Annotated in this window: 25 protein-coding genes and 8 tRNA genes; 20 read left to right on the forward strand and 13 right to left on the reverse strand. The window is 57.8% G+C overall.

The window, feature by feature from the left end; genetic code table 11:
- The first annotated feature begins 7 nt into the window (after nt 1–7).
- The 15 genes from G0D83_RS25365 (at nt 8) to G0D83_RS25435 (ending at nt 10,806) form a co-directional block, all read left to right on the forward strand.
- Entirely contained in the window at nt 8–3,007 is a 3,000-nt protein-coding gene (locus G0D83_RS25365) for a type I restriction endonuclease subunit R (RefSeq protein WP_164197356.1), read from the forward strand.
- A gap of 40 nt (nt 3,008–3,047) precedes the next feature.
- A complete protein-coding gene (locus G0D83_RS25370) occupies nt 3,048–3,221 on the forward strand; it encodes a hypothetical protein (protein ID WP_164197357.1) in 174 nt (57 codons plus the stop codon).
- 57 nt (nt 3,222–3,278) lie between these two features.
- Entirely contained in the window at nt 3,279–3,590 is a 312-nt protein-coding gene (locus tag G0D83_RS25375) for a nucleotidyltransferase domain-containing protein (protein ID WP_164197358.1), read from the forward strand.
- Nucleotides 3,587–4,066, forward strand: coding sequence for an antitoxin (locus G0D83_RS25380; protein WP_164197359.1), 480 nt, complete (start codon nt 3,587–3,589; stop codon nt 4,064–4,066). The genes G0D83_RS25375 and G0D83_RS25380 overlap by 4 nt, the downstream gene beginning before the upstream one ends.
- A 142-nt stretch (nt 4,067–4,208) precedes the next feature.
- Nucleotides 4,209–6,119 (forward strand): pentapeptide repeat-containing protein, encoded by a 1,911-nt coding sequence (locus tag G0D83_RS25385; RefSeq protein ID WP_164197360.1) that lies wholly within the window; start codon nt 4,209–4,211, stop codon nt 6,117–6,119.
- A 357-nt stretch (nt 6,120–6,476) separates the two neighbouring features.
- Nucleotides 6,477–6,552: transfer RNA gene (locus G0D83_RS25390), tRNA-Asn, on the forward strand.
- A gap of 68 nt (nt 6,553–6,620) precedes the next feature.
- Nucleotides 6,621–6,696, forward strand: a tRNA-Gly gene (locus tag G0D83_RS25395).
- A 9-nt stretch (nt 6,697–6,705) separates the two neighbouring features.
- Nucleotides 6,706–6,782 (forward strand) — tRNA-Pro (locus G0D83_RS25400).
- A 294-nt stretch (nt 6,783–7,076) separates the two neighbouring features.
- A tRNA-Ser gene (locus G0D83_RS25405) sits at nt 7,077–7,168 on the forward strand.
- 32 nt (nt 7,169–7,200) lie between these two features.
- Nucleotides 7,201–7,290: transfer RNA gene (locus G0D83_RS25410), tRNA-Ser, on the forward strand.
- 151 nt (nt 7,291–7,441) lie between these two features.
- Nucleotides 7,442–7,517 (forward strand) — tRNA-Thr (locus tag G0D83_RS25415).
- A 175-nt stretch (nt 7,518–7,692) separates the two neighbouring features.
- Nucleotides 7,693–7,783, forward strand: a tRNA-Ser gene (locus tag G0D83_RS25420).
- A gap of 191 nt (nt 7,784–7,974) precedes the next feature.
- Nucleotides 7,975–8,066 (forward strand) — tRNA-Ser (locus G0D83_RS25425).
- A 134-nt stretch (nt 8,067–8,200) separates the two neighbouring features.
- Nucleotides 8,201–8,971: a hypothetical protein gene (locus G0D83_RS25430; RefSeq protein ID WP_164197361.1), complete on the forward strand. Its 771-nt coding sequence runs from the start codon at nt 8,201–8,203 to the stop codon at nt 8,969–8,971.
- 275 nt (nt 8,972–9,246) lie between these two features.
- The gene (locus tag G0D83_RS25435) at nt 9,247–10,806 is read left to right on the forward strand and encodes a serine protease (RefSeq protein ID WP_164197362.1); all 1,560 of its coding nucleotides are present in this window, start codon (nt 9,247–9,249) and stop codon (nt 10,804–10,806) included.
- A gap of 7 nt (nt 10,807–10,813) precedes the next feature.
- Here G0D83_RS25435 and G0D83_RS25440 read toward each other — a convergent pair whose 3' ends face one another.
- The 5 genes from G0D83_RS25440 to G0D83_RS25460 form a co-directional block, all read right to left on the reverse strand.
- Nucleotides 10,814–11,674, reverse strand: a complete 861-nt coding sequence (locus tag G0D83_RS25440; protein ID WP_164197363.1) for a hypothetical protein — start codon at nt 11,672–11,674, stop codon at nt 10,814–10,816.
- A 5-nt stretch (nt 11,675–11,679) separates the two neighbouring features.
- Entirely contained in the window at nt 11,680–12,783 is a 1,104-nt protein-coding gene (locus G0D83_RS25445) for a hypothetical protein (protein ID WP_164197364.1), read from the reverse strand.
- A 72-nt stretch (nt 12,784–12,855) separates the two neighbouring features.
- Nucleotides 12,856–13,323, reverse strand: a complete 468-nt coding sequence (locus tag G0D83_RS25450; RefSeq protein WP_164197365.1) for a hypothetical protein — start codon at nt 13,321–13,323, stop codon at nt 12,856–12,858.
- Nucleotides 13,289–13,717 (reverse strand): hypothetical protein, encoded by a 429-nt coding sequence (locus tag G0D83_RS25455; protein ID WP_164197366.1) that lies wholly within the window; start codon nt 13,715–13,717, stop codon nt 13,289–13,291. Before G0D83_RS25455 ends, G0D83_RS25450 begins: the two co-directional genes overlap by 35 nt.
- Before the next feature lie 99 nt (nt 13,718–13,816).
- Nucleotides 13,817–14,284, reverse strand: a complete 468-nt coding sequence (locus tag G0D83_RS25460) for a DUF5406 family protein (RefSeq protein ID WP_164197367.1) — start codon at nt 14,282–14,284, stop codon at nt 13,817–13,819.
- Between the two features lie 56 nt (nt 14,285–14,340).
- On the opposite strand from G0D83_RS25460, the gene G0D83_RS25465 reads away from it, so the two are divergent.
- On the forward strand, nt 14,341–15,075 hold the full coding sequence (locus G0D83_RS25465; protein ID WP_164197368.1) for a hypothetical protein: 735 nt from the start codon (nt 14,341–14,343) through the stop codon (nt 15,073–15,075).
- A gap of 55 nt (nt 15,076–15,130) precedes the next feature.
- Here G0D83_RS25465 and G0D83_RS25470 read toward each other — a convergent pair whose 3' ends face one another.
- The 3 genes from G0D83_RS25470 to G0D83_RS25480 form a co-directional block, all read right to left on the reverse strand.
- Nucleotides 15,131–15,601: a ProQ/FINO family protein gene (locus tag G0D83_RS25470; RefSeq protein ID WP_164197369.1), complete on the reverse strand. Its 471-nt coding sequence runs from the start codon at nt 15,599–15,601 to the stop codon at nt 15,131–15,133.
- A 152-nt stretch (nt 15,602–15,753) separates the two neighbouring features.
- Nucleotides 15,754–16,008, reverse strand: coding sequence for a hypothetical protein (locus G0D83_RS25475; RefSeq protein ID WP_164197370.1), 255 nt, complete (start codon nt 16,006–16,008; stop codon nt 15,754–15,756).
- A complete protein-coding gene (locus G0D83_RS25480) occupies nt 16,005–16,682 on the reverse strand; it encodes an MT-A70 family methyltransferase (protein ID WP_164197371.1) in 678 nt (225 codons plus the stop codon). Before G0D83_RS25480 ends, G0D83_RS25475 begins: the two co-directional genes overlap by 4 nt.
- A 140-nt stretch (nt 16,683–16,822) precedes the next feature.
- On the opposite strand from G0D83_RS25480, the gene G0D83_RS25485 reads away from it, so the two are divergent.
- Together G0D83_RS25485 and G0D83_RS25490 are read left to right on the forward strand one after the other, a co-directional pair.
- Complete coding sequence (locus G0D83_RS25485) at nt 16,823–17,161, forward strand: hypothetical protein (RefSeq protein ID WP_164197372.1); 339 nt, start codon at nt 16,823–16,825, stop codon at nt 17,159–17,161.
- A 1-nt stretch (nt 17,162) separates the two neighbouring features.
- Nucleotides 17,163–17,603, forward strand: a complete 441-nt coding sequence (locus tag G0D83_RS25490; RefSeq protein WP_164197373.1) for a hypothetical protein — start codon at nt 17,163–17,165, stop codon at nt 17,601–17,603.
- Here G0D83_RS25490 and G0D83_RS32880 read toward each other — a convergent pair.
- From G0D83_RS32880 to dnaQ, 4 genes are read right to left on the reverse strand one after another with little or no spacing between them, the layout of a single operon-like run.
- Nucleotides 17,596–18,804: a methyl-accepting chemotaxis protein gene (locus G0D83_RS32880; protein WP_370457317.1), complete on the reverse strand. Its 1,209-nt coding sequence runs from the start codon at nt 18,802–18,804 to the stop codon at nt 17,596–17,598. The two genes, G0D83_RS25490 and G0D83_RS32880, sit on opposite strands and share 8 nt — an antisense overlap.
- 44 nt (nt 18,805–18,848) lie before the next feature.
- Nucleotides 18,849–19,304, reverse strand: a complete 456-nt coding sequence (locus G0D83_RS25500; protein ID WP_164197374.1) for a hypothetical protein — start codon at nt 19,302–19,304, stop codon at nt 18,849–18,851.
- A complete protein-coding gene (locus G0D83_RS25505) occupies nt 19,279–20,205 on the reverse strand; it encodes a hypothetical protein (RefSeq protein WP_164197375.1) in 927 nt (308 codons plus the stop codon). The genes G0D83_RS25500 and G0D83_RS25505 overlap by 26 nt, the downstream gene beginning before the upstream one ends.
- A 3-nt stretch (nt 20,206–20,208) precedes the next feature.
- Complete coding sequence (dnaQ, locus tag G0D83_RS25510; protein ID WP_164197376.1) at nt 20,209–20,988, reverse strand: DNA polymerase III subunit epsilon; 780 nt, start codon at nt 20,986–20,988, stop codon at nt 20,209–20,211.
- A gap of 60 nt (nt 20,989–21,048) precedes the next feature.
- On the opposite strand from dnaQ, the gene G0D83_RS25515 reads away from it, so the two are divergent.
- Together G0D83_RS25515 and G0D83_RS25520 are read left to right on the forward strand one after the other, a co-directional pair.
- Nucleotides 21,049–21,528: a hypothetical protein gene (locus tag G0D83_RS25515; protein ID WP_164197377.1), complete on the forward strand. Its 480-nt coding sequence runs from the start codon at nt 21,049–21,051 to the stop codon at nt 21,526–21,528.
- Nucleotides 21,529–21,535: 7 nt separating this feature from the next.
- The gene (locus G0D83_RS25520; protein WP_164197378.1) at nt 21,536–22,165 is read left to right on the forward strand and encodes a RusA family crossover junction endodeoxyribonuclease; all 630 of its coding nucleotides are present in this window, start codon (nt 21,536–21,538) and stop codon (nt 22,163–22,165) included.
- Nucleotides 22,166–22,279: 114 nt separating this feature from the next.
- Here G0D83_RS25520 and G0D83_RS25525 read toward each other — a convergent pair whose 3' ends face one another.
- Nucleotides 22,280–24,469 carry an ATP-dependent helicase gene (locus G0D83_RS25525; protein WP_164197379.1) on the reverse strand — a complete coding sequence of 730 codons (2,190 nt, stop codon included), beginning with the start codon at nt 24,467–24,469 and terminating at the stop codon, nt 22,280–22,282.
- Nucleotides 24,470–24,540: the final 71 nt, after the last annotated feature.

The raw sequence follows: 24,540 nt of genomic DNA on the forward strand, positions 1-24,540 counted from the left end.
TACCCATATGACCAGCCCAGCCATCTCCCGCGAAAAGCTCCATACCGAAGAAGCCGTGGAACTCCACCTCGTCGATCAGCTTGTCACGCGCCAGGGCTGGCGCGAACGTCCCTACACGGCCTTCGACCGCAAGACCGCCCTCGATCCCGAGATGATCGAGGAATACCTCCGCACGACGCAGCCCGACGCCTGGAAGAAGCTCTGCGACCAGTATCCCGGCAAGGAACGCGAGACCCTGACCCGCCAGGTCGAGGCGCGCCTCAAGTCCGTTGGCACCCTCGAGATGCTGCGTCAGGGCATCACCATCGTGCCTGGAATTAAAATCACGCTCTGCACCTTCAAACCCGCTTCCGGCCTGAACCCGGCCACTCTGCGGGCATACGAGGGCAATATTCTCGGCGTGATGCGACAAGTCCGCTATTCCTTGCGATCCGAGAACGCCATCGACGTGGTACTCTTTGTCAACGGCATCCCCTTCGCCACCCTGGAACTCAAGAACACCCTGACTGGGTCGACTTACCAGACAGCCGAGAAGCAGTACCGCAAGGATCGCGCCCCCAATGGCGAACCCCTCCTGACCTTCAAGCGTGGCGCCCTCGTTCATTTCGCGCTGGATCAGGACAACGTCTCGATGACGACCCAGCTGAACAACGGCAGGACCCGCTTTCTGCCCTTCAACCGCGGCCGTGACGGCGGTGCCGGGAACCCGGATATCGAGGACGAGTTCCGCATCGCCTACCTCTACCGGGACATTGGGGCCCGCAAGGCTGTCTTCTCGCGAGATGTCCTCCTCGGGATCCTGCACCGCTTCGTCCTAGTGGACGAGGTCCAGCAACCGGGCGGACAGCTGAAGCGGACCACGATCTGGCCACGTTTTCAACAGCTCGACGCCGTGCGCATGCTGACCCAGGATGCCAAGGCGAATGGCGCCGGCCAGAACTACCTCTTTCAGCACTCGGCTGGCTCCGGGAAATCCAACACCATTGCCTGGGCCGCGCACCATCTCGCGACACTGCATGACGATAATGACCAGGCGATCTTCGACACTGTGATCGTGGTTACCGACCGTGTCGTCCTTGATCGCCAGCTTCAGCAGACAATCAAGTCGTTCGCGCAGACGGACGGATATGTGAAGCCAATTGACGGCACGTCCCGCCAGCTGAAAAAAGCGATTCAGGACGGTGCCAAGATCATCATCTCGACGATCCACAAATTCTCGACCGATCAGCTCTCGGTACTGAAGAACGAAGCTGGCAAGCGCTTTGCCATCATCATCGACGAGGCACACAGCTCCCAGTCCGGCAAGCATGCCGACAGCATGGCACGCGTTCTGGCCGATGGAGACCTTTCGGAGGAAGAGAAGGAGTTCGATGCCACCGAACAGGCTCTGCTTGAGCTTCAGCGTCTGCGCGGACCTCAGGCCAACCTATCCTATCTCGCGTTCACCGCAACGCCGAAGAACGTAACCATGGAGCGGTTCGGTCGCATGGGAGAAAGCGGCCCTGAGCCGTTCCATCTTTACTCGATGCGCCAGGCTGTTGAGGAAGGCTTCATTCTGGACGTTCTGCGGAACTATCAGACCTACAAGTCCTATGCGAGGCTGGAAAAGGCGATCGAGGATGATCCCGAGCTTCTCGAGCGCAAGTCCTCGCGCAAAGTGGCTCGCTTTATCGACTTCCACGAGACTGCGATGAGCCAGAAGGCAGAGGTCATTGTTGAACACTTCCGCCGTCATGCTCTCCCAGAGATCTCCGGTCAGGCCAAGGCGATGGTCGTGACCTCGAGTAGGGAACATGCAATCAAAACACATCAGGCAATCACGAAATACATCGCGGACAATGGCTACACGGACGTGACATCTCTCGTGGCTTTCTCGGGTGAAATTACGATCGACGGACAGACATACACTGAGCCGGGTATCAACGGCTTTGCCGAGACAGAGCTCCCGCGACAGTTCGATGGGGCATTCTACAACGTCCTCGTGGTCGCTGAGAAATACCAGACGGGCTTCGACCAGCCCAAGCTTGTGGCGATGTATGTTGACCGCCGTCTGAGCGGGCTCCAGGCCGTGCAGACCCTCGCGCGGCTGAACCGGACCTATCCGAGCAAAGAGCGCACCTACATTCTCGACTTCAGGAATACGGTGGAAGAGATTCAGGATGCATTCAGGCCTTACTACAACGTGACCCAACTCGAAGACATCTCGGATCCGAACCAAGTCTACAACCTCGAAGCCCGCCTGAAAGCCTTCGGCGTTCTGGACGCAGGGGAGATCGATCGTTTTGTCACCCGTTTCCTGCAGGCTTCCAAGCGTGCTGACGAACGCCCGGTTCTCGAGGGTGTCGTCCGGCAGGCTGTAACGCGTTTCAATGAGAACCTGAGCGAGGATGACCAGGAAGAATTCCGGCAGGTGCTGGCGTCCTTCCTACGCTTCTATTCCTTCATCGCACAGGTAGTCGACCTTGGTGACACGGATCTTGAAAAGCTACATATCTACGGGAGCTGGCTGAAACGACTTCTCCCGTCTCGTCAAGCGCCTCAGGGCGAGGATGTGACCGACGACATGTTGGAAATGGCGGCCTTCCGCCTCCAGAAGGAAGGGGAGGAGCAAAACGCTTCGCTGGGCAAGGACGACAATCAGGCACTGAGCCCGATCGACCGATTTGGGGCCAACCCCTACACCGAGGAGGAGGCAAAGACCCTCACCGAGATCATCTCCTCGTTCAACGCGCGGCACGGTACCGAGTTCTCGGAAGATGACTACCTCCGCTTCGAGGGGGTGAACAAAGACATCCTCGAGGATGACGTCTGGACGGAGATGCTGCGGAACAATGACCCTAGGGACGTTCGACCCCGGTTCGATGCAGAGTTTATGCGCCGGGCGATCCAGGCATTCCAGCGCGACAACGCCATGCGAAACGCCTTCATGCAGGATCAGGAGGCGCGCGATATGCTCATGGGCCTGATGTTCCAACGTGCTGTACGTGGTGCTGGGCGGGCGGCCTAGACGACCTGATGCCCGCTGCCTGGGGCATCAGGACTTCACGATGGACTTCATGGTGCTTGCCGACGGCACCGTCACCTGCCTCGAGGGCGGGCCCGCAGGCATGGCCGCGGCCGATCCCTGCTGCTTCTTTCAGGAGGGCCGCAAGTTTGGGCATAGCGTGGCTTTTTCAAAAGTGGGCAAGGTGAAGCCGCTCGATACCTTGCCGCAGACATAGGTCTTCCACGCCTCCAGTCGGGCGTGATACAGTCGGCCGACGTTAAGGGACTTCATCATGACGAACCGCTACTTCGTCATTAAGGCTGCTCAGGCCAAAGCGCACAGGACGCGCTTAGAGAGCGCTGCCGAGGATATGCGTGAGGTCGCAAAGCAGTTCGGCGTGAAAATAATGTTCTTCGGCTCCTTTGTCGAAGGTCATGTGGATGGTCGGTCAGACCTGGATGTTGCGATCCCTGACGGGCTGACGATAGAAGACCGTCGACGATTAGAGGAAGCATTGGAACGCAAAGCGGCCTCGCAGGGGATATGCGTCGATATGATTTCCCTCTCTCGCGCCGAGGCCTTGGGAGCCGCTTTGGTTTCATGAAGATCGCCAGTGCCCTACCGCTCTTCATCAGGATCAACCGGAAACTCGAGAAGATTGAAGTGGACCTTTCCCATGCTCGGCGTGCGGCAGAAATAGCTAGCGGACATGGGACAGAAGAGGCCTTCTATCTCGACGACAGTATGGGGCGATCTCTGCACAACATCTATTGCGGCATCGAGGGGATATTGGAGGACATCGCGATCGACATCGATGGCGCACGACCCGGAGGCGCGCGGTATCATGCAGACCTTCTCGACCAGATGACATCGGACACACCGATCAGGCCTGCGGCCATTCCTGATAGTCCCGAGTTGCGTGATCTGATGAGGTTCAGGCACTTTTTCAGGAACCTATACGGTGACCCACTACGTCGCGATGACCTCCTTGAGAAAGTTGCCGTGGTTGAGAACCGGATCATCCCCGACATGATGAACGCACTTCAAAAGGTGCTCATCGCTATGGAAGGGGAACCATAGGGCGCATCTTTGGTGCGCACTTCTTCTTTTCACATGGCCGACAACTTCCGCAGCAGACGAAATACCAATCTGCTTCGGAGAACCCATGGCACATACCAGGCATACAGAGACGCCGGCCCGCGTAAGGCCGCGTGGAGAACACATGGCGCAAACCGGCGCCCGTCGGCGCTCGAATAACTCGATGTTCGGAAAGGTCAGGAAGAATCCGGACGATCTTCTCGGTCTGCCCGTGAAGATCGAGGTGAAAGATCTGCAAGGCAAGATCCGCTATGCTGACTACAGCAGGGCAGAGCACACGAGAAACGGTGTGGAGCGCAAGAAGCGTGAAATGCTGGAAAGGCTGCTCGAACCAGGGATGACCAACCCCGAGCGAAAGGATTGGTCTGGCTTGGACTTGTCAGGCTTGGATTTCCGCGGATTGAATCTCACCGGCTTCAACTTCAGCGGATCAAAGCTGACGGACACCAAATTCGACGGCTGTAACCTGAGCGGCACCAACTTCTCCAACACAGATTGTGAAGGGACCAGTTTCGATGGTGCCTATGCGGACTGGGAGGTCCGGTTCTGCGGCGCCAAGCTGGATCGTGCAAGCATGTCGGGGAGCACCTTCGATGTCCCGAATTTCCGGGGCGCGAAGATGACCGATGTAAAGGCGCCCAGGGCCTCGTGGACAAATGCAGTGATGACGCACACACGGCAACGCCGGGTCGACTACAAGGAAGCATCTTTGAAGAATGCAGATTGGGGCCGAGCCCGGGTGATCTCATGCCTTCTTGAAGGTGCCAAGTTGACAGATGAGCTGAGGGCAACGACCAATGAGGCGCTCTCACGTGGTGGCTTCCAGGCGCTCGATGCTCATGACTACCCGCACAAGATGAGGGGTGCTCTCTTCATCGGCTGCAAGACCGACAAGAAGACAGACTTGAGTTCCATGGCTCGCGGCAGGATTTTCAGAGACAAGGTTACAAATGGCATTGCTCGGAACGGGTCCGCGCTTGCGGTGACAGCTTTGATGGTCGCGCCCAGTCTTGTGATCGACGCGGCAGGGCTGGCAAACTTCATGGAAAGCCTGGCCACGATGTCGGTGCTCTACGTCACCGGTATCGTCGACTTCATCAAGGACAAGGTGTTCTCGCCGGTTTCTGAAAAACTGCAGAAGGCGGTCATGGACCGCTTGGAGAAGCGCCGGGAAGAAGGCCAAAGCAGGTACACCAACTCGCTTCACAACCTGAAGGTTGTCATTTCCCAGCGCGGTCAGCTTGACCACCTTGTGCGTGCGCTCGAGGCTGTCAAACAGCGAAAGAGCAAGGGCTTTGCAAACAGCCTGATGGAGTTCATCACGGGCGACGACCACGATATCGTTGTCTGCGACAAGGAACATCTGGCGGAAGCCGTGGCGCACATCTCATCCAACCGGAACCGCGGGTACGAGGTGACGAGGACAATCTCGTTGATCCGTCAGTATCCGGAAGAGAACTGTGCCGGGATCCCGAGCTGCGTGACCTTCAACAAGGACGGCTCCACGACTCTCTCGTGGATCAATGAGGGCAAGACGACGATGCTTGCTCGATTTGACGAGCATGGAGAGTTCATGGATCACTTGGATTTCAGAGCGCCTGAGGATGCGGCGAACTCTCCGAACGCGTTCCCGAACATCGGCACGCTCTTGCAGACCCTCAATGCTTTCGAGCGCCTGATCCTGGACGATGGGGGTCTGACGAAAGACAAGTTCGATTACGACCCGAAGGAATCCTATGTGACGGCAGGCGAGAACGGCTCGCTCTTCGTGCATAAGTCTGGAGAGAGCTCACTGCACAACAAAAAAGGCCCCTCCATCGTGCATCAGAAGAGGACACCTACCGGCCCCGCATGGCATGCCAGTCATCACTTCCTGGAAGGCAAGCTATACAATCCGGATGACTTCGCAGTTGAGGCGAAGAAGTCCGATCGCGTGAGGGCAGCCGACAGGCTTATGGCCGCTGTCAGCCTGCTTGAGAATGCAATCTCAGTGGGCAAAGCACCGCCAAATGAAGGCACGCCAAGGTTGAACTGAAAAAAGTTCAGAAAAAAATTGGATAGACGCTTGACGAGAGCATTCTTGCGCTGTATCTATCCATCAACGAGGCGAGACACACCGTTTCGACCTGCCGAAATTAGAGAGATCAAGACAATGACCCCCACGTCGAATACACCAAATGGATCAGGAAGCTCCGCAACGCGGTAGCCGGCCCCCTTTTGCGTGTCGATGTGGATCGACATCTCTACGAGGGGCCCTTCTGGGCCCCTTTTCTTTTGCTCTTTGACATTGATGACCGAGAAACAGCCTAGAGATCGACTGATCTCGATAATGGCAGAAGACACTGTTTTTCAAACTGTCCTATAGCAGGGCCTTTTGGAAAACAGTGATCGTTTCCGTATAGTTCAGTTGGTAGAACAGCGGACTGTTAATCCGTGTGTCCCAGGTTCGAGTCCTGGTACGGGAGCCAAATTTTCTTGATCTGGAACCTATCTGCAAGAATAGGTCTCGGGTCAGCCCTCGAAATCCCGAGGGTTTGCGGATGTAGCTCAGTTGGTAGAGCAGGAGATTTCCAATCTTCAGGTCGTGGGTTCGAACCCCGTCATCCGCTCCAAAGTTTCGTCTGTGCATAGCTTAGCCTGGTAAAGCACTAGATTTGGGTTCTAGGGACCGTAGGTTCGAATCCTACTGCACAGACCATGAATTCCCTTGCAGTAGAGGGAATATATGCCGGATTTTCCGGTATTCTCCATCGTGGAGATGTGGATTGTAACGTAATTAATAGGGTACCGGTTCGAGTCCGATGGACAAGACCAAGGCGAAGGGGCTTGGCGGCGCCCGGAGCCGATATAGCGGTGAACATCCCAGTGAAAGAAGCCCGCCGACCGTTTGAGCATTGCTTATGGCTTGCGAGGTCGACTGGAAGTACCAGGCCAACTACGGATCGGCCAAGTCGCCAAAGAATACAGGTCCATGGTGATCCTGTTCTCATATGGGGAGGTGGCAGAGCGGCTTAATGCGGTGGTCTTGAAAACCTCTGGGCGGTTTGCGCCGTCCCCTGGGTTCGAATCCCAGTCTCCCCGCCATGAGAACAGTAGATCTCGAATGAACAGAATACGGAAGGTTGGCCGAGCGGTCGAAGGCGCTGCCTTGGAAAGGCAGTGTACGTTATCGCGTACCGAGGGTTCGAATCCCTCACCTTCTGCCAAGAACAAGGGCTCCATGCTGGCGTCAGCATGCTAGGCCGGCTGGGTGACTCACCCTTCGCGAGGGCGAGTGGAAACACCGACATCGCGCGTGTTCCGGGTCGTTCCGGCTGCCGGCTCCAAAAATTCAGTGTGCGAGCGATCGCACATTGGGCGCTTCTAGCTCAATTGGTAGAGCAATTGATTTGTAATCACTAGGTTGCGAGTTCGATCCTCGCGGGGCGCTCCAGTTTCTCTAGGTATCTTTGATACCTGGAGCGAAGGCTTCAAATGCCTTTACGGCGAGTGGCTCCGCGGCCGAGATAGCGGGGCAGGGGAGGCGTTTAGGCGTCTCATACGGGCAGCGATAGGTGGGGCTGAACGACGAGTTTTTTGGATCGGCGCTCAGCGTGCCTGTCCAACGTGGAGAGCTGGCCGAGTGGTCGAAGGCATCCCCCTGCTAAGGGGACAGGCGGTAGTACCGTCTCAAGGGTTCGAATCCCTTGCTCTCCGCCATGAATAGACGAATTGCGTGGGTTAGGGTCCACGCGATCACCGCGACCAGTTGTTGCTCCGCTGGTATCGGGTTTGGGGACAGCTCCCGAATGCTGCTTGGAGCAACGGCAGACCCTCGATACCGGCACCTCGAAAGAGTGCCCCCGGAAAGTGGTAACCGGGATTTTAGACCAACCAATTTGGGTTTCTGCGGAGGTTTGGCAGAGTGGTCGAATGCGGCGGATTCGAAATCCGTTGAGCGGCGTAAGTCGTTCCCTGGGTTCGAATCCCAGAGCCTCCGCCACATCGCCATCGCATCGACAAGATCACTTGCCAAGCTAGCAGGGCGAACACACATTCCAGAAGAAAATTAGAGATCGGACACAAATGGCGAGCAGCATTACCTCATCCCCCCGTCGACCGGGCCCGATTGTTCAGATGAACTGCTCGTCCCCTGAGGAATTCTGGGGGGTCGAGGGCGATCGTGAGCAATGGGTGGCCTTCGGGGACCATCGAATCCAACTGTATAACGAAGCGATCGCCCTCAAGGATGATCCCAAAGGCCCGGGAGTGTTCGTTGAGATCCTCAACCAGTCTCCAGACTTCCCGCACTTCCCTGACCTGGGGCCCAACGAGGAGCTTCTGGTGAAAGACCATGTGCGCTGGGCGCCCCACGCCGATGAGCTTGTATGGGATGCGATGAGGGGAACGGCAACGCGGCTTGTGGGTATCCACATCGACCGTCATGACTTCTACTACCGCCTCCGGGGAAAGGGTGGGAGCGACCTCTTCCTGTCAATGGCCGTTGCTCTCCCACTTCTCCGAGAAGAATGGAGCCAAGACGACTATGCTGAGATGGAGGACACTCTCACTGAATCTGGCGCCGGCCAGCTAGGCAGCCTTCTGGTCACTCGTGAGATGGAGATGTTTCGGCCGGTCCCCTTCGGCAAGAAAGCCTTCGTGCTCCTTTTCACCAAAGAGGACCACCTGATCTTCGGACCATTCGAGGACGAAGGAACGTTCGATGCCTTCCGCACCAAGATCCAAGGCATAGGAGAAGGGGGATTTCAGACAGACTGGGACGATCGGGTACGGTCAAACCCTCGGTTCCGTGGGCTCGAGCTTCCTGAGGGGATAGAAGATCGCCCAACTGACAAGATCAGCGACGAAGACTTCTTGAACCTCTTTTTTTTGGAGTTCGTGCCATAGGGTTTCAACGGCTCTATGTTGCGCGGCTTCAACAGCCGCATTCGTCAGATAGTTGGCGAAAAGTTCCAGTTGAGATGTGAGCGGCTTAGGCGCAGCATGAGAGGATGTTTACTCGTGCTCTGATCCGATTTGCTTGTAGCTCCAGCTTGGTAGTTTCCGGGCTGCCCGCGGCTGCTGCTGCATTCTTTCCAAACGGTCAGTGCGCTCTCGTCGTTGCCTCGCGACCGTCGGTTGAAGAAGCGCGAAGCTACATCCTCGAAAACGGATGGGCAAACTTGGCGTCGGTCTACTTGAGCGACAATGGCTGGTACGCGATAGCCGTCGATATGGTGAACACCGACAAGGCGGCAGCGGTGCTCAACAGCCGTAAAGCGGCTGGATACTACCCTTCTGACGCCTACTGCTCTACCGGGCAGAAGTATGTTCGTGAGGTCGCGTGGCAGGCGTCTACAGGTGCCCCACTCGCGTCGACTGAAAACCTCTGGTCGGATTTCGACGCACGGCCTCTCAGCCTCGGTGACAAGCGTTTTCTTCAGGCCGCTCTCGCACTGGAGGGCTACTACAATGGGCTGCTCGATGGGGCATGGGGGCGTGGTAGTCAGGATGCATTCGAGCGGCATGCGATGGAAACCTTCGACATCGACAAGCCGGCCAATGCGCATGCTGCATGGCTGGCAGTGTCGGCTATGAGACGAATTTCAGAGGAAGGCTGGGAGCTCAAGAATGTCGGTTACCTGGGCATCTCTATGTTCATGCCAAGCGCGCATATGCGGCTGACCGAAAAAGACGGGACCCAGGAGATTTGGGAACACGAGACAAAAGACCTTGCGGTGCTATTCGACGACCTGGACCTCTCTGGTCTTGCAAGCGCGCACGAGCGATTGGCCAGCGAGCCCAAGAGGATTGGTCAACCGTACGAGGTCCGTGGAGAGGACACGTGGGTGACTTCGGTCGGAACAAGTGATGGTTCGCTCTACGCTCGTAGCGACAAAATTCAGGGGACTTGGTCAACGGTGCTCATCGCTGCAGGCTACGATGCGAAGTCCGACATAGCGCTCATATCGAGCAGTATCCGGCGTGGCCCTCCTTCCGAAATGTTTCCGACCGAGAATGGGGTTCTGATGACCTACGTGTCGCAGTTCCTCGATGTGCTTTCTGAGGAGGATTCCGAGGCACCAGAAACCGGTATGGTCAGCTCCACACCACCGTCGGTGCCCGACGAGCAGGGGGGCTTCACGGGCACGGCCTTTTTCGTCAACGGCGACGGCATCGCGCTCACAAACGCCCATGTTGTCGAGGAGTGCGGTACCGTCACTCTGGACGGAAAGCCCGCAGAAATCTTGAACGTGAGCGCCGCCTTTGACTTGGCTGCGCTCAAGCTAATGGTCCCGGCCGAGACCGAGTGGCTTCCCTTTGCGAAGCACGACGCGGGATTGAATGCTGACATCACCATTGCCGGCTACCCGCTTCATGGTCTTCTCGGTGGCCTGAACGTGAGCAGAGGCAGCGTGTCCTCAATGAAGGGGTTGGCGGGGGATGAGACCAGCATCCAGATCTCCGCACCGGTGCAGCCCGGGAATAGTGGCGGGCCGGCGATCAACAGCTCCGGCGGTGTGGTAGGCGTTGTCGTATCCAAGTTGAATGCGCTCGCCCTTGCAGGAGAGACTGGCGACATCGCGCAGAACGTGAACTTCGCGATCCGAGGGACGTTGGCGAAGGTATTTCTGGCATCCAACGGGATCGCCTACACCGAGATCGAGAACGGCGCGTATCTGGCACCTGAAGACGCCGCTAAGCGCCTTCAGGCGACTACCTTCCTTGTAGAATGCCAGTAGTAGACCACTAAGGCGACATCGCGCTCTCCACGGCGAACTCTGGCTCGAGTTCATGCAGGTGCTCGGCGATCTTCTCAGCATAGGCCTTCGGATCGGCGAAGAAGATGTCGACCTGGCCGGGCTTGCCGGCGGTGACAGCCTCGATGTGAGCGCTCCTGTCTCCGTCGACCTGCCGAATGCCCACATCGATCGCACCCGAGACCAACGGGTAGCGGGAGAGTAGCCTCTCTGCCTCTGCGCGCTGGGCGGCGAACCAATCCTGATTGCCGGGCTCGAAACGATGACTGCCGTCAAAAGTATTCTTGGTCATGCGGTCGCGGTTCTCGCGATCGAGGAGCATCAACGGCTGTTCGTCGTTGTGCGCGATCATGGTCTCTGCCGCGATCTCTCCTGCAACCACCAGGTACCGACGGACATAGTCTAGATCCCAATTGGGTTGGACGAGGATGTGGTGGTGATAGCGGTCGGCGGAGATCGCGCTCTCATGTCGAATGAACTCGTCTCCGACTTGCGTATATCGCAGGTACATGGTCGGCTCGCGCATATTGCGAACGATCGCCCCTAGGCCACGCGCGTAGAGCTTATCGAGCTCAGCCTGTACTTGGTGTTTGGGCACGATACGTGCATCGCCCAGCGCCTCGAGGACGTGGGGGTCCGAGTAGGTTTCCTGCACGTCGGCGATGCGCTGGGCGTTGGAACCAAATCGGTCCCGCCCCCAAAGAGGTCGGTCGCCCTTGTGTGCGTAGATGGTCGCCCACGGCTCGATCGCAGGGCCGAGGACTTGGTGGAGGGCGGCATAGAGAAGCGACTGCTCTAGGCGCACGCCAGCTTCACACTCGAATGGCTCCAGATTGTAGTCGATGATCATGTCGGTCACCGTGTCCGCACAATGGTGACTTCGAAGTCTGCCGTATCCTGGGGGATGTAGCCGGTCTCAAGATCTCCATGATGGCAGCAGCCGCCGAAGGTGAACTTCTGCACGTCGCCCTTCGCAAGGTTGTAGTGACCGGCAAGAACCAGGCTGAGGGCCGCAGAGCCAAGCGCGTTCCGCTTGGGGAACCCATTTTCCCCGGGGTCTGCCATTTCACATGTCTGGAGAGACTTGTTGATCCGCGATCGGAGCGTGGACGAGTAGAAGAACAGGTTCGGATGCAGAGCAGCCTCGCGAGAGAGGCGTTGGCGATGTCGGTTGAGTGCGAGATTTTCAGAGTATTCCTCGGGCAACTTGTCTGCCACCGCTTCGCCTTCGACCGCATCCTCCTGACGGTACATGCGCTTGAGTTCCGCCACGCCCAGCGCAAGAGCACGGATCAGGTCCCGTTTGGGCTCTTTGGGCTTCCACGCCTCGGGCACCATGGTCCAAGCGCGGGGCACCTCATTTTCAGGAACTTCGTTGCCGGCCAGCACGTCAGCGGCATTCAGCATGTAGCATCCAGCTGCCGCGGCGAGGCGCCCGGCGAAATAGCCATCGTCTTCCTCGTCCGTATAGCCCTCCTCGGTACGCTGACGGAGGCATTCGGCCTCGATCTCGCGAAGAACCCCTTTGAGCTGATCGTCGGGATGCGCGAAGTGGCGGTTGATAATGTCGAAGATGACCCCTTGGCGGAGCATGTCATCGATCACGCCCTGCACCATGTCGCTGTCTTCTTGTTCCATTCCGCCAACGCGGCTGGTGCGAAGGTATCCCGCAGCGGCGTTGCTGATGGCTTCACCGATCTTCTCCTGAGTGATCCGGCGCTGGTCGAACCAGTTACTGAGGACACGATTGGCGTCTTCTTCGGCTTCCTTGGCCTCAGCAACCATGCGCTGGGCTTCGAGCGAAATGCGTTCGGGCTCTGCCATCATCTCTTGGAAGGCATCAGCCTTGAGCACGACAAAGCCGTCTCCAAATACAGCGTCGTCGTCTCCGTCCAGAAGTTTCTCGATCAGGCTTGCATCCGCGATCAGGTCGCGAGCGTCTTTATTGTGTTCGGGCATTCAGCGCTCCATGTTTGCATGGATAGTGCCCTGAGAAGCGGCAGGAGTCAAATAAGGATAGATGCAAACTCGTTATACTGCGGCGCGGGCTTCCTGAAAACTCATCTCGTCAATCAGGGTGACCGGAAATTCGGTCTCGAGCCAGGCCCGTGCCCCGCAGCGCAATTGCCGCCCGTCGTAGACCGCACGGGTCTTGCCTTCGAACTCGACCTCGCGAGCATAGCGAGTGGTCCCGTCGGGGCACTTGACGGTGTAGACCGGCCTGTTCCCACCATCTTTTGCATTCATGCCGATGTGCTGCCGGTTCACATGCACGATGGTAGGAGTTCCCGGCCGTCCTGGCTGGATCGTCGCCGGAGCTTCGGCTGCATCATCAGAAGCAGTCGATGCCTTGCGCCGCGCCATCTGATCGCTGATGCAGCCGAAGGTGTGTCCTTGCTCCTCAGTGGCTCCACAGGAGCAAAATGACACATCTCCACTCTTCGTGGCCTGGGGGTCGGTATCCTCAAGGCTTCGGGGAACTGGGAACGTCTGGATCATTTTCAGAATCTTTCTTTGCAATGTACTCTTTGCGGGCGGCGTGGAAATCCTGGACCCACTCACTTCGTGCAGCTCGTGTTTGAAGGACGCGATCGCGAGCTTGCAGAGCCTCGATCTTGCCGCTCTCGGTCAGGTACCAGATCGGCATCGCCTTGCTTCCAAGGATGCTGATGTTGACTTGTCCTGCGCGCAGCCACCCTTTCTTTCGGGCCGCCCGATGGGGGGCCCTGAGCCAGCTGTCGACCGGCGCGAAACGGCCACAGAACCGGTCCTCCTCCTTGGCGGCATCAGGGTCTTTCACATACGACATCATGACCTGATCTCGATAAGTGGACTCGGGCGGCAGGCGGCGCCCTACGAGCTGCTCTGATGGTGTCAAAGGCTTTCTAGCCATCGGCTTCCTCCGTACTTCCGTGAGTATTGCTGTAGCCGTACTTGGCTTCAAAGACCTCGGTCAAAAGCACCAGGCCGCCCGCAATGAGCACCAGCAAGATCACGCGAGGCCAGGTCGGTTCTTGGCCGTAGTTTCCACGGATCCACATGGGTCAGCCCAGCGGCTTGGCGGGGCGACTGAGGTGATTTCCGCCGAAACCAGCATTTCCTCAAGCCAGTCTTCGTCACGCTCCTCGATGTTCTCGCAGAACAATTCAGCGCCATCGCGCTCCCGGACCATGGTAAAGCCGCTATCGGCCACCCGTTCGAATGTCGACCCGACAGCCGCCTCGATCACGCTCAGGCCGGGGGTGTTTCCACCCACGGTCGCCTCGGTCATCCAGCGGTACTCCCAGAGACCGAAGGTCAGGCGCACAACTTTCGTCGCCATGCGGCCGCTGTAGTTCACGTTCGGGTCAAAGTTCACGACTTCGTCTGGCATTAAATAGCTCTCGTTGATAAAGAATAGATACCACCGCCCGAGCATGTTTACAAACAATTTATTCTTGTTGCGTCGCGCCCCTTTCATTTCATTTTGGCTTCTTTGGTGGAGGATTGGTTTGGATATAGACAAAGGACACCGCAATGATCCTGGCGGACTCTATTGGCTTCGCAGCCACACATACGATCTCATCCATCCTGGCGGAGATCCCCGACGCTGATGTGAGCCACGGCTCCAAGAATTTTCAGGAAAAGGTACCGCTTGGTGTGAATGACACGGCGCTACCGGACTTTCTTGACGAGATGCGGCATCGCAAGGGTCACGGAGCCCGGCCCTACGCCATCCATGCTGTCTACGAACCGGGACAGGGGAAGGCGATCTGCAAGATGAAAGGCGTGAAGCATATGATCATCGTGCGCGAGCCGATCAAGCAAATCCAGAGCTGCTATGCGTGGATCGTCAAAAAGGTCCTCGCCGGAGATGTCCGGGCTCAGGAAAAGCTGGTGATGTTTGACCGCGAGGTCCTGCAGGGCCAGCCTTCAGTCGCCAACTCCTTTCCGAACGCTCTGTTCACCTTCGCCACCAACCACGTGATGGCCTATTCGACTGCTGCGATCCAAGCTGGATGCGAGATCGTCCAGATGGAGCGCCTGGTCTCGGATGAGGCATATTTCAGGGATGCGTTTGCCGTCCCGGAAGCCGCCGTGCTCAGCCACTTTGCCGGTGAGAACGTTCATCGGGCTTCACACAAGGGAAAGGTTTCAGCGCTGGGCGTGGCGCAGCCTGACGAAGACGCTATCCTCAAGCTGTTCAACTGGGACCTCGGCGATCGGACCTTGGACTTCCAAGGCGTCCGAGAAGCTCTGGGGTACGTCTGAGAGGCCGACGTAGGGGTGGGCGATCGCAAAGGAGAATGCCTCGCCCACTCCAACCTCATTTCCAAGTCATGATGCGCCGTATCTCTGCCGAAGCTTTCTTGGCTGCCGCCAGGTTCTCTCTCGTCGGCTCGGTGAAGATCCGGTCGATGGCATCCAGCGCGGCGATGACTTCTCGATGTTGTTTGCGAGCCTTGTTGATCTGCTTGTATTCGAGCTGACGGCGGGCATGATCGCGCTGCTGTTCGATCACCTCCTCAACGGGCGCCCCACTCAGATCGACACGGGTAGACCCCGGCTCCAGAATGGCGATGAGGTAGGGCGCTCCTCGCGTCCAACGCGCTATGGCGGTCTGAACCGCCTCGTGCTGGTCTCCCGGCAAAAGCGCCTTCACATCTTCAATGACACCGATTTTCAGGGGGACAGGCTGTCCTGCCAAGGCGGGCGGGATGCTTCCATCTCGCCAGGAGAACTCTCCGAACACGCGTTCGCCAAGAGTAGGTTTCTTTTCGCGCTGGGCGTCTGACATAGGGGAGCTCCATGACTTATGGAGTGGCATATAGGCCGTCACGGTGGGGACTTCCATGCAACAACACGGTAGACTCTGAAAATGAGAAGCCAGCCGCGAAGGCTGGCTTTGTCTGCGTGGCACGAGTGTATGTGGGGACGACCGTCGCCGAGTTAACCTGGCATCATGGACATCGGAGACGGAGCCGTTTGGGGCTCTCGCCGGTCCACCATCTTCCACTCGTCCCCGAAACCTCTGGCCTGCTTGAAGGCCTCGACCTCTTCCTCATCGCGGAAACCGATGTAGCAGGAGATCGAGCCCGCGCGCGAGATGTAGAGGACGTCCTGCATACTCTCGACGCCGAGGGGATGGCCGGGCTGGCTTGAGTACGGCCACCACTTCACGTGGTCGAAACCCAGGGCGCTCATTCCGCAGCCACCTGAGGACGGCCAAGATCGGTAGCCGAGTTGTGTGCGTACGTCTCCCAGGTCGGCTCGTAGAGCGGGTCAGCCTGATCACCCCAGACCGCCCAACCATCGCGCACGCCGCGGCCGAACATCTCGAGGTAGGGGCCCCAGGAGCAGGCTTCGATGAGGTCATACTGTTCATCGGGCTTGCGGGAATGCTCGCGCTTGCGGGTCTGCATCATGTTCACCTGCGATCGCGCCGGCGCCAGGGTGCGGGCATTCTTGCCGCGGACACCAAAGAGCAGAAGTTCGGTCACGTTGCGGAAGTAGAAGCCAACGCCGCGTCCGTCAGAGCCGCCGTCCTTACGGATCTTGTGCCAGACGATGTTGGACTTGTACTCGAAACCCCAGGCCCTCATGACGTCGATGCCGTCGGGCAGCAGGGCATTGGGCACCCACAAATACAGGTGGGCCCGCTCTTCGCATGCATCTGCTACCGGGATGTCCTTGATGTCCTCGAGAGACATCGTCCCATAGCGTGCGAGACGGGCATGTTCCGGGGCAACCTTGCCGGTGCGGTTCTGAAAACGCCAGGGCGGGTCGGCCATGATGGTCGCGAAGGTGCGATCACCGATAAAATTCTGAAAATCGACGGCAGCGTTTGCCGACGCGGCTTCGACGTGTTCTCGGGGCATATTGTGCTCTCTATCTATTCTTGATCGACGTACCATAGATGCCGGTGGCTGTCTTCATTATAATATGGATAGAACTCTCCCGTATGCAATTTTGTTTAAGCATCATGGGGTTATATTCTCACTGAAGAAGTGAGGAAGAGATGTCGAACTGGATTATCGGCTCAGACATGAACAGTGGTGTCAAAGGTATCTGCAAGAATGTGCCGGAACTCCGACACTATCTGGTTCATCTCGAGCACCCGAGGTGCATCGTGGCAATAGGGGACATCGGGCTGGGAGCGGTGTTGGCGCCGCAACTGGACGTGAATCCGTACTTCTACAAGAACCGCACTCAAGACTTCGAGCTGGTGCTCCTTGAGGGCATCGACGAAGACATCACCGACCTGAAGGAAATTCAGACACTCTTCTACGATGCCGCGACCCACTACTGCATCCACACGCAGGATGCCCTGGCGATGCAGATGGCCAAGGACTGCTGAGATGACCCCAAAGCAGGTCCGAAGCCTGGAGCTGGTCAAGAGGATGCGAAAGCTTGATCTGGAAGCCAAGGCCGGTCGGCTAGGGGAATTGCGCCACAAGGAGGCGATGCTCTCTGGGGAGATGGCGCGCCTGTCGGATCTTCTGATGAGGGATAACGCCCAGCAACCGGTTGAGACCGCGAGCTACATCCCTTTGTTCGTGAAGTCGGTGACAGCACAGTCCAAGATCATCGAAGAGCACCTCACCCAGACATCTGCCGAGCGAGAAATCCAGGAAGAGGCGGTACGTGAGGCCTTCGGAGAAGTGAAGAGCCTCGATATCGTCATTGGGAACGCCAAGGCCGAGATCCAGGCGGTCCGGGCCAAAAAGGAAGCTGCCGAACTTGAGGAGATCGCATTGATGATCCACCAGCGCGGGAAAGCCCACAGGACAATCAGGTAGAGTGATCGGCAGCCCCCACAGCTGCCCGAAGCTTTGAAAGCTCGTCTTTGAGACCGTCTTCGAGCTTTTTCGAAGCTGCCTGCAGATCTCCGAGACGCATTCCGGTTTGATCGGTCTCGATCTCTTCGATTTGGAGATCTTCTGCAGCTGCGATCGCACGAACTGCGACATCCGTGGCATCCTTGATCAGCTTCGAGATCTCCTCGATGGAGCCTTTCGACTGATCAGCCAGGCTGTTCACCTCATCAGCAACCACCGCAAACCCGCGGCCTGCCTCGCCCGCTCTCGAGGCTTCGATGGAAGCATTCAGGGCAAGATTGTTGGTCCTCTCCGCAATGCTCCTCACCTTGCGAACCACGTCGTGAATGGAGCCGATTGCCTCACGCACGGCAAGAAGGTGACTTTGCACCACCTCTACGGAAGCAGTGGCCTTCTTGTTTTGGTTTCCGGCGTGAAGTTGCTTGCGATGTCCCTCGCGCAAGAGTTGCTGCATGTCTGTAATCCAGGGCGTCATGGTTCCGAGCAGAACACGGTCCAGCCCCTCTTCAAAAGTCGAGATCAGCCCGTATAGATGATCAAGCTGCCCTCCCGCCGGGGCGTCCTTCTCTGCCGCGTCTGTGGCATTTGCGAGGGCGGAAAACTCCTTCTGCATGCGGCTGACCCGATCCTCCAGGGTCCCGTTCTGGATTTCGACTTCGCGGAGCTTTCGCCTCAGACGCGGCAACTCCTCGAATGCTACAGAAATCGGAGAGGCCATGATAAGGGCGGCACTCCCTTCATGGCTTTCGCTATCAAGGCCCGCTAGGCTGCGACGGAAACCGGCGGTATTGTCGCCGTCCTTTTTGAGTAGCCGGGCCGCCTCATCGGCTGTGGCGCGTATTGCGTCCAGAGCGGCCTCACGACGAGTTTCCCGCTGAAAAGCGGAGCGGGCCGCGTAGGTCACAATACCAAGTCCGGAGGCCATGAAGCTGACCAGAGAGAGGCCGAGTGAACACCAGGCAAAGCGTGAGACGGCTTCGAGGCGATCGGCATCCGCAGCGACGACACCTTGTGCAGACGTGGCAGAGGTCATCACATCAAAAGCCGATTGCGCCTCATAGAACGTAAAGGTGGTCGCCACCAGGGACGAGAAGCCAAGGATGGTCGACCCGTAGATCGCTGATTTCCAGAATTTAGATTGGGTTTTCATCTCCACCACCACCTTGAGGCTCTCCCCGCCAGAGGTGTGGCGGGAAGATTTAGATTTCACATCGCGCCGGGTGCGGCCGTGTCGCTGTAGCCTGAGTTTTCCAGGCTATACTCGGATTCCCCATCGGAGAACGTGTCTTCGATCTGAGACTTGAGCGAATTGAAGGCGGCTTCCCATTCGTCCCGCTCGAGCGAAACTTGCGTGAGTTCGGTGTCGAAGCTCTCTGCCGAAGCCTTCAGGTTCTCATACGAAGCCCTGAGCTCGGCGAGCTGAGCTTCGGCGCTCAAGCGCCCCTGTTCGCTGGCCGCGAGCTTTTCAGAGAGTTCGTCCCGCTGCTCGATGAGCATGTCGTTCTCCTGGCTGAGCTCTTCTTGGCGGTCCCTCAGCTCCTGCGTCTTCTTCTGGAGACTGATGATCTCCAGGAGGGTCGCGGCGCTGGACTTGCGTTCCCGATCTTTCAGAGAGTGAAGCCGCCGGCGGGCACTCTCAAGCTCCGTTTGCGCGTTCGACATAGCGCTGCTCCTTCTTCGATGACACATTGCGGCCAGCATCCAGTTCCGGGACTGCTGTTCTCTTCGTGACCATTTCGACCTCATCCTCGACTTCGAAGGTGGTATCGATGTCGTCGAAATCGTCAAAATCACTGCTATGGCTGAAGAACCCTTCGACTTGGCCCTGCAAAGACGCAAGCAACGCGCAAAGACGTTCGTTCTCGTTCGTAGCGTATTGGATCCTCTCCTCAGCATCCGAGGTACGAGCACGCTCCTGGGTGAGCTCATCTCTGAGTGCCTTCTCCCTCAACTCGTGGTCTGCAGTCAGCTTGTCCATCTCAGCCTTGTGGCCGCGATTTTGGGCATCCAGCTTTCGGGAAAGATCACGCTGGTGACGTGCGAGCCGGTCCCCGAGTTCGCGAGCCCTGGTGTCTGAAGTTTCCACCTTCCGATCGGCGTCCGCTTGGATCGACATGATGGTCTCGTTGAGACGCCCCTTCAGTTCCGAGGCTTCGGCCACCTTGGCATTCGCATCTTCAACCTGGCGGTTGAGATCAGCAATCTGGGCGTCACGCGATTTCACCTCGTCGGACAGCGCCTTGACCCGAGAGACCAGATCGGAGTTGTAGGCTTGGTTGGCCACGATCTGGGCATTGTGCGAGGAGCGCATCTCTTCGAGAGCGTCCGCGGCATCTTGCTCCATCTCTTCGAGCTTGCCCTTCACTTGTGTCAGTTCTGCGTTTGCTGCCTCGAGTTCGGAAGCAGCTTGGTCACGCTGCTGTTTCAGCTGGCGGGCATTTTCGATCAGACGCTTGCGATGAGCTTCACTGCGCTTGAACGTCTCGGAGAGGCGCGCAACGGTCCCCTCCACGGATTTCCTCTGGCTCTGCGATGCAGCCCTGTTCATATCGATTTTATTCATCAATCAACCTCTTGGCGGAAAGCCATTTGCTTCTCTGAATGCCCTGTTATCGCAGACTTCAGTTTCACTGGGCTTAACCACGACGAGTTTTGATCGCAGTTCGGAAGATTTTGCGGTCGGAGCCGGGCGCTGATCTTTCTCGGACTTCGTTTGATCAGGCTGATTACCCGCGCCAGCAACGACCGGGCTCCTGCGCCGCGCCAGAAGAGACCTTCTCTTGCCCGGCGTGGCGGCCGGAAGGCTCATCGAGTAGTTCGCACCGCCGTTTAGCTCCAGCCACACCTGGGCGAGCAGTTTGGCATCGATGATGGCTCCGTGCCCATCGGCGCGGCTGTCTTTGTTGATCTTGTAGTGATTGAGCATCGCATCGAGCGTGTGGCTCCCCTTGTTCGGGAACTGCTTGCGAGCGATGATCAGTGTGTCGGCGATGGGGTTCCCAAGCTGAGGGAAGCCTGCTTTCTGGAACTCTCCGTTGAGGAAAGCCATGTCGAACTGCGCATTGTGGATCACCAGCCGAGACGTGCCGATGAAATCCAGCAACGCCTTGGCGATATCCTTGAAGACAGGCTTGTCCTTCAGAAACTCCGTCGACAGGCCGTGGACCTTCTCGGCCTCGAAGGGGACATCACGTTCGGGATTGATGTAAGCGTGAAACTCACGGCCTGTGGGAACCATATTGAGAAGCTCGACGCACCCGACCTCAACCATACGGTCGCCGTTCTTGCTGAAGCTGAAACCTGTGGTTTCCGTATCGAGAGCGATTTCGCGGAGCTTTTGCGTCATCTATACTTAGTCCTTGATGAGTGTTGACATTCATACGCCAAGCAATCTATTCTTTCAAGTATGAATAAATTGCTTCTTCTTCCGGCCTTGCTCTTCGTTGTATGGGATGTCTACGCAAATTACGTCCGGCAGGAGCCTGTCCCTCTCCCGGAAGGCCGCGCCTTGCTCATGGAAGCTATGGGCCCGGGGTTTGTCGCTGAGGCGGAGGCTTTTTCAGCGAGCCTGGATGCTGAGTTCTCGGAGATGGTGTCCCGGATCGATGCCTACGAGGCCAGTGACGAATGCAAGGCAGCTGCCAATCTCCAAGCACAGGTCGTATCCATCGAGGCGGCCAGCATGATGGACCTGGTACTGAAGAGCTCTCGGTGGGTATCGCTGGATGAAGAAATCGAGGCCTATTCCGCACGATATTTCGAGTTGGGCTGCCCGCTTGGCCTAGGAACGCAGTTGCTTGCACGAAAGAGCCGTACCTCACTGGCAGCACGATCGATCGTGTCCGATGCGCTCGAAGGCATGCGGGCCTACGAGGCCAAGAGGTAGGAAGCAGATGACACTGAAGCTGTCGAGGGCCGAGGCGGCACGGCTCGGGATCAAGGGAAGAACGAACACCCCGGCGAAACTGAAGAGCCCAGCCAAGAAGGGAAGAGTTGCCGCCTCCTCGGATGACGACAGGTCCGCGATAAGCTTCCTGGTTCCGCTCAAGCCACAACCCAAGCACCGGCCGCGGACGTTTCTCGACGAGAGATCCATGCGCAAAGCTTTTCGCGAGGCGAAGGGGAACATCGAGGAATTCGTACGTCGCCTGCGGATGAAGACGGTGACCACCAAGGAAACCAAGGCATTCGAAAAGGCGGTGGCGCAGGCGGCGGGGCTCGCCATGCGGGGGCGCGATCCATTCCCGGGACCAGTGAAGGTCACGGCAGTTTTCATGTTCGAGGGAGCGGATGACACCTGGCCAGTTGCCCAGGGAGATGGCGATCTCGACAACCTCGAGAAGTCATTCGCAGATGCCCTGAACGGGATTGTCTACACCGATGACAGGATGACGGTCAGCCACCAGACCTACAAGGTCTGCGTCGACGGGCCGGCTGGTATCTTCATCCGGGTGGAGCCGGCCCACGAAGATGTCTTAGCTGAAGCCCTGGCGTTGGTGAGCGATCCGATCCCGACCGATTGAAAGTCAGAAGCCGACCATCTGAAAGTCAGTGGCCGACCAATTGAAATTCATCCGACTGAGAACGTCGCCTGATCATGGGCCGGAGGATACCCTGCCGGCCCATGAGCGTATGGTCTACTGAAGCCCTTGCGCTGGTGCCCTTGAGCTCCGGCTCTTGAGGCGGGAAAGCCTGGTTCTCCCTGCGAGCGGCCGCTTCACCTTGCCTTTGGCAGGCTTTTTGAAGGTGATGCCTGAGCATTCGGGACCACCATCCTGGTCGTAGCACTCCTCCATCGGATCGTAGCCGTGGCGGCCTCCGGCCAGGCCTGCGGTGCGCAGAAAATCGGACGGCTTGGCTCGCTTCTTGTTTCGCATCTTCGCGCCCGTCACCATCACGGTATGGCGCGCCCGGGTCAGGGCGACATGTGCGATCCGCCGCTCTTCATCGATCCCGCCGATCGGAGGGCCAACCCACGGGTCGTCGATATCACCCGCGATCTCGTCAATCGAGTTCTGGGAGGGCAGGATGCCTTGTTCCCAAGCTGGCAGAATGATGTGGTCATACTCCAGACCCTTGGAGGCGTGAATAGTGCTGATCCGAACGCCATCCTCTTCCTTGGCAGCATCGGTCATGAGGGAGAACTCCTGCATGAACTCCACGATATCCTGAAATTGTCCGGAGAGCTGGCGCAGGAAGTCGATGTTCTCCTGGCGAGAGACTCTGATTTTGTCATCCTCCTTCCGTTCAGCGATGAACTCGCGGTAGCCGGTATCCTCGTAGGCCATGTCGATCACGAGCTTCGGCGACACGTCCATCTCGATGGCGGCACTCAACTCCGACAGGACTTCACCAAGGGCGGCCACCACGGCGATCTTGGACTTACCGACGTTGCTGTCCACTGCGCGGGACGCAATTAGGAAGCACGCTTCGTGGATGGGAACCTGCTGGCCCGTGGCCACGTCCAGGATCGCCTTGACGGTGGTTGGGCCCAATCCGCGGCTGGGTTTGTTGGCAATCCGTTGGAATGCGATCTCGTTGTAGGGGTCCACGCCAACCTTCACGAAGGCGAGCATGTCCTTCACCTCTTCGCGGTCAAGCAAGGAGGTGCCTCCGGTGAGGAAGTAGGGGATGCCTGCGGACATCAGGGCTTTCTCGAAGGGCTTGAGGACGTAACCCGCCCGAGCAATGATCGCGATTTCATTCACCTCGGCGCCGTTCCCGATGAGCTGCTGGATGTGTTTGACCACCACTTTGACTTCACTGAAGTCGTTTCCCGCCTCCACGTATTTCACCGGGGCGCCGGACCTTTCGGAGTTCAGCAGCTTGGGGTCGGGACGGTCGTTGACGTCCACGAGCATATTAGCCGGTTTCAGGATTTCTTGCGTGCATCGGCGGTTCGTCTTCAGCACTACCTCGACAGGGTATTCCTCGTCGAGCCTTTGCATGATCTGGGGAGCACTGCCTCGGAACGAATAGAGCGATTGATCGAAGTCGCCCACACCGAACAGGTTGCCGGAGTGCCGGTAGAGATGCTTGAGCCACCGGAACTGCAGCATGTTGGTGTCCTGAAACTCATCCACCAGCAAGTACTTGATCCGTGCGCTTTCCTTCTCGGCGATATCAGGATGGGTGTCGAACAGGTGCACGACGCGCAGCAGCAGGTCGGCGAAGTCGCACATGTTCTTGATATTGAGAAGCTCCTGATACTCCTCGTAGATCGTCACGAACTGCTGGTTTTCGGCGGTCAGGTGTTCGGTCTTGAGCGCCTCGTCGATATGAAGCCCGCATTCCTTCCACCGCAGGATCTGCTTCATGGCCTCCTTGAGAAAGACGCGTCGATCCTTGTCGTGCAGAGCCTTCTCGCGCTTGACCTGATCGGCATGCACAGACGGGGCCATGCCATCAGGCTTGCGGGGCTCTTCGAAGGCGGGATAGGCGCCAGACAGGGTCAGTGCCTCCTCCATCACCTGCTTGACCTCATCGTCATCGAGAATGGTGAAGCGACCAGACTCCAGACCTGTCATCTCGGCATACTTGCGCAGAATACGCAGCGACAGGGAGTGGAAGGTGCCCATGCGGACGCTGTGGGCGTCATCTCCGACGACTGCCTCCACGCGTTCTCTGATTTCTTCGGCAGCCTTGTTGGTGAAGGTCACCGCCATGATCTCATGCGGCTGAGCCCGACCTTCCGCAAGGAGGTAGGCAATGCGATATTTCAGAGTCGTGGTCTTCCCAGTGCCAGCGCCCGCGGCAATTTTCACCACGCCATCGCGCGCCGTGACGGCCGATCGTTGATCCTCATCGAGGAAACTTAGATCAAGCATTATCTATCCTTTGTTTCTTGCCCGACATGTTGACAACATTTGGGTTTGGAGTCAATAAAGAATAGATCGAG

The sequence above is a fragment of the Salipiger sp. PrR003 genome, from assembly GCF_010500785.1.
Taxonomy (GTDB): domain Bacteria; phylum Pseudomonadota; class Alphaproteobacteria; order Rhodobacterales; family Rhodobacteraceae; genus Salipiger; species Salipiger pacificus_A.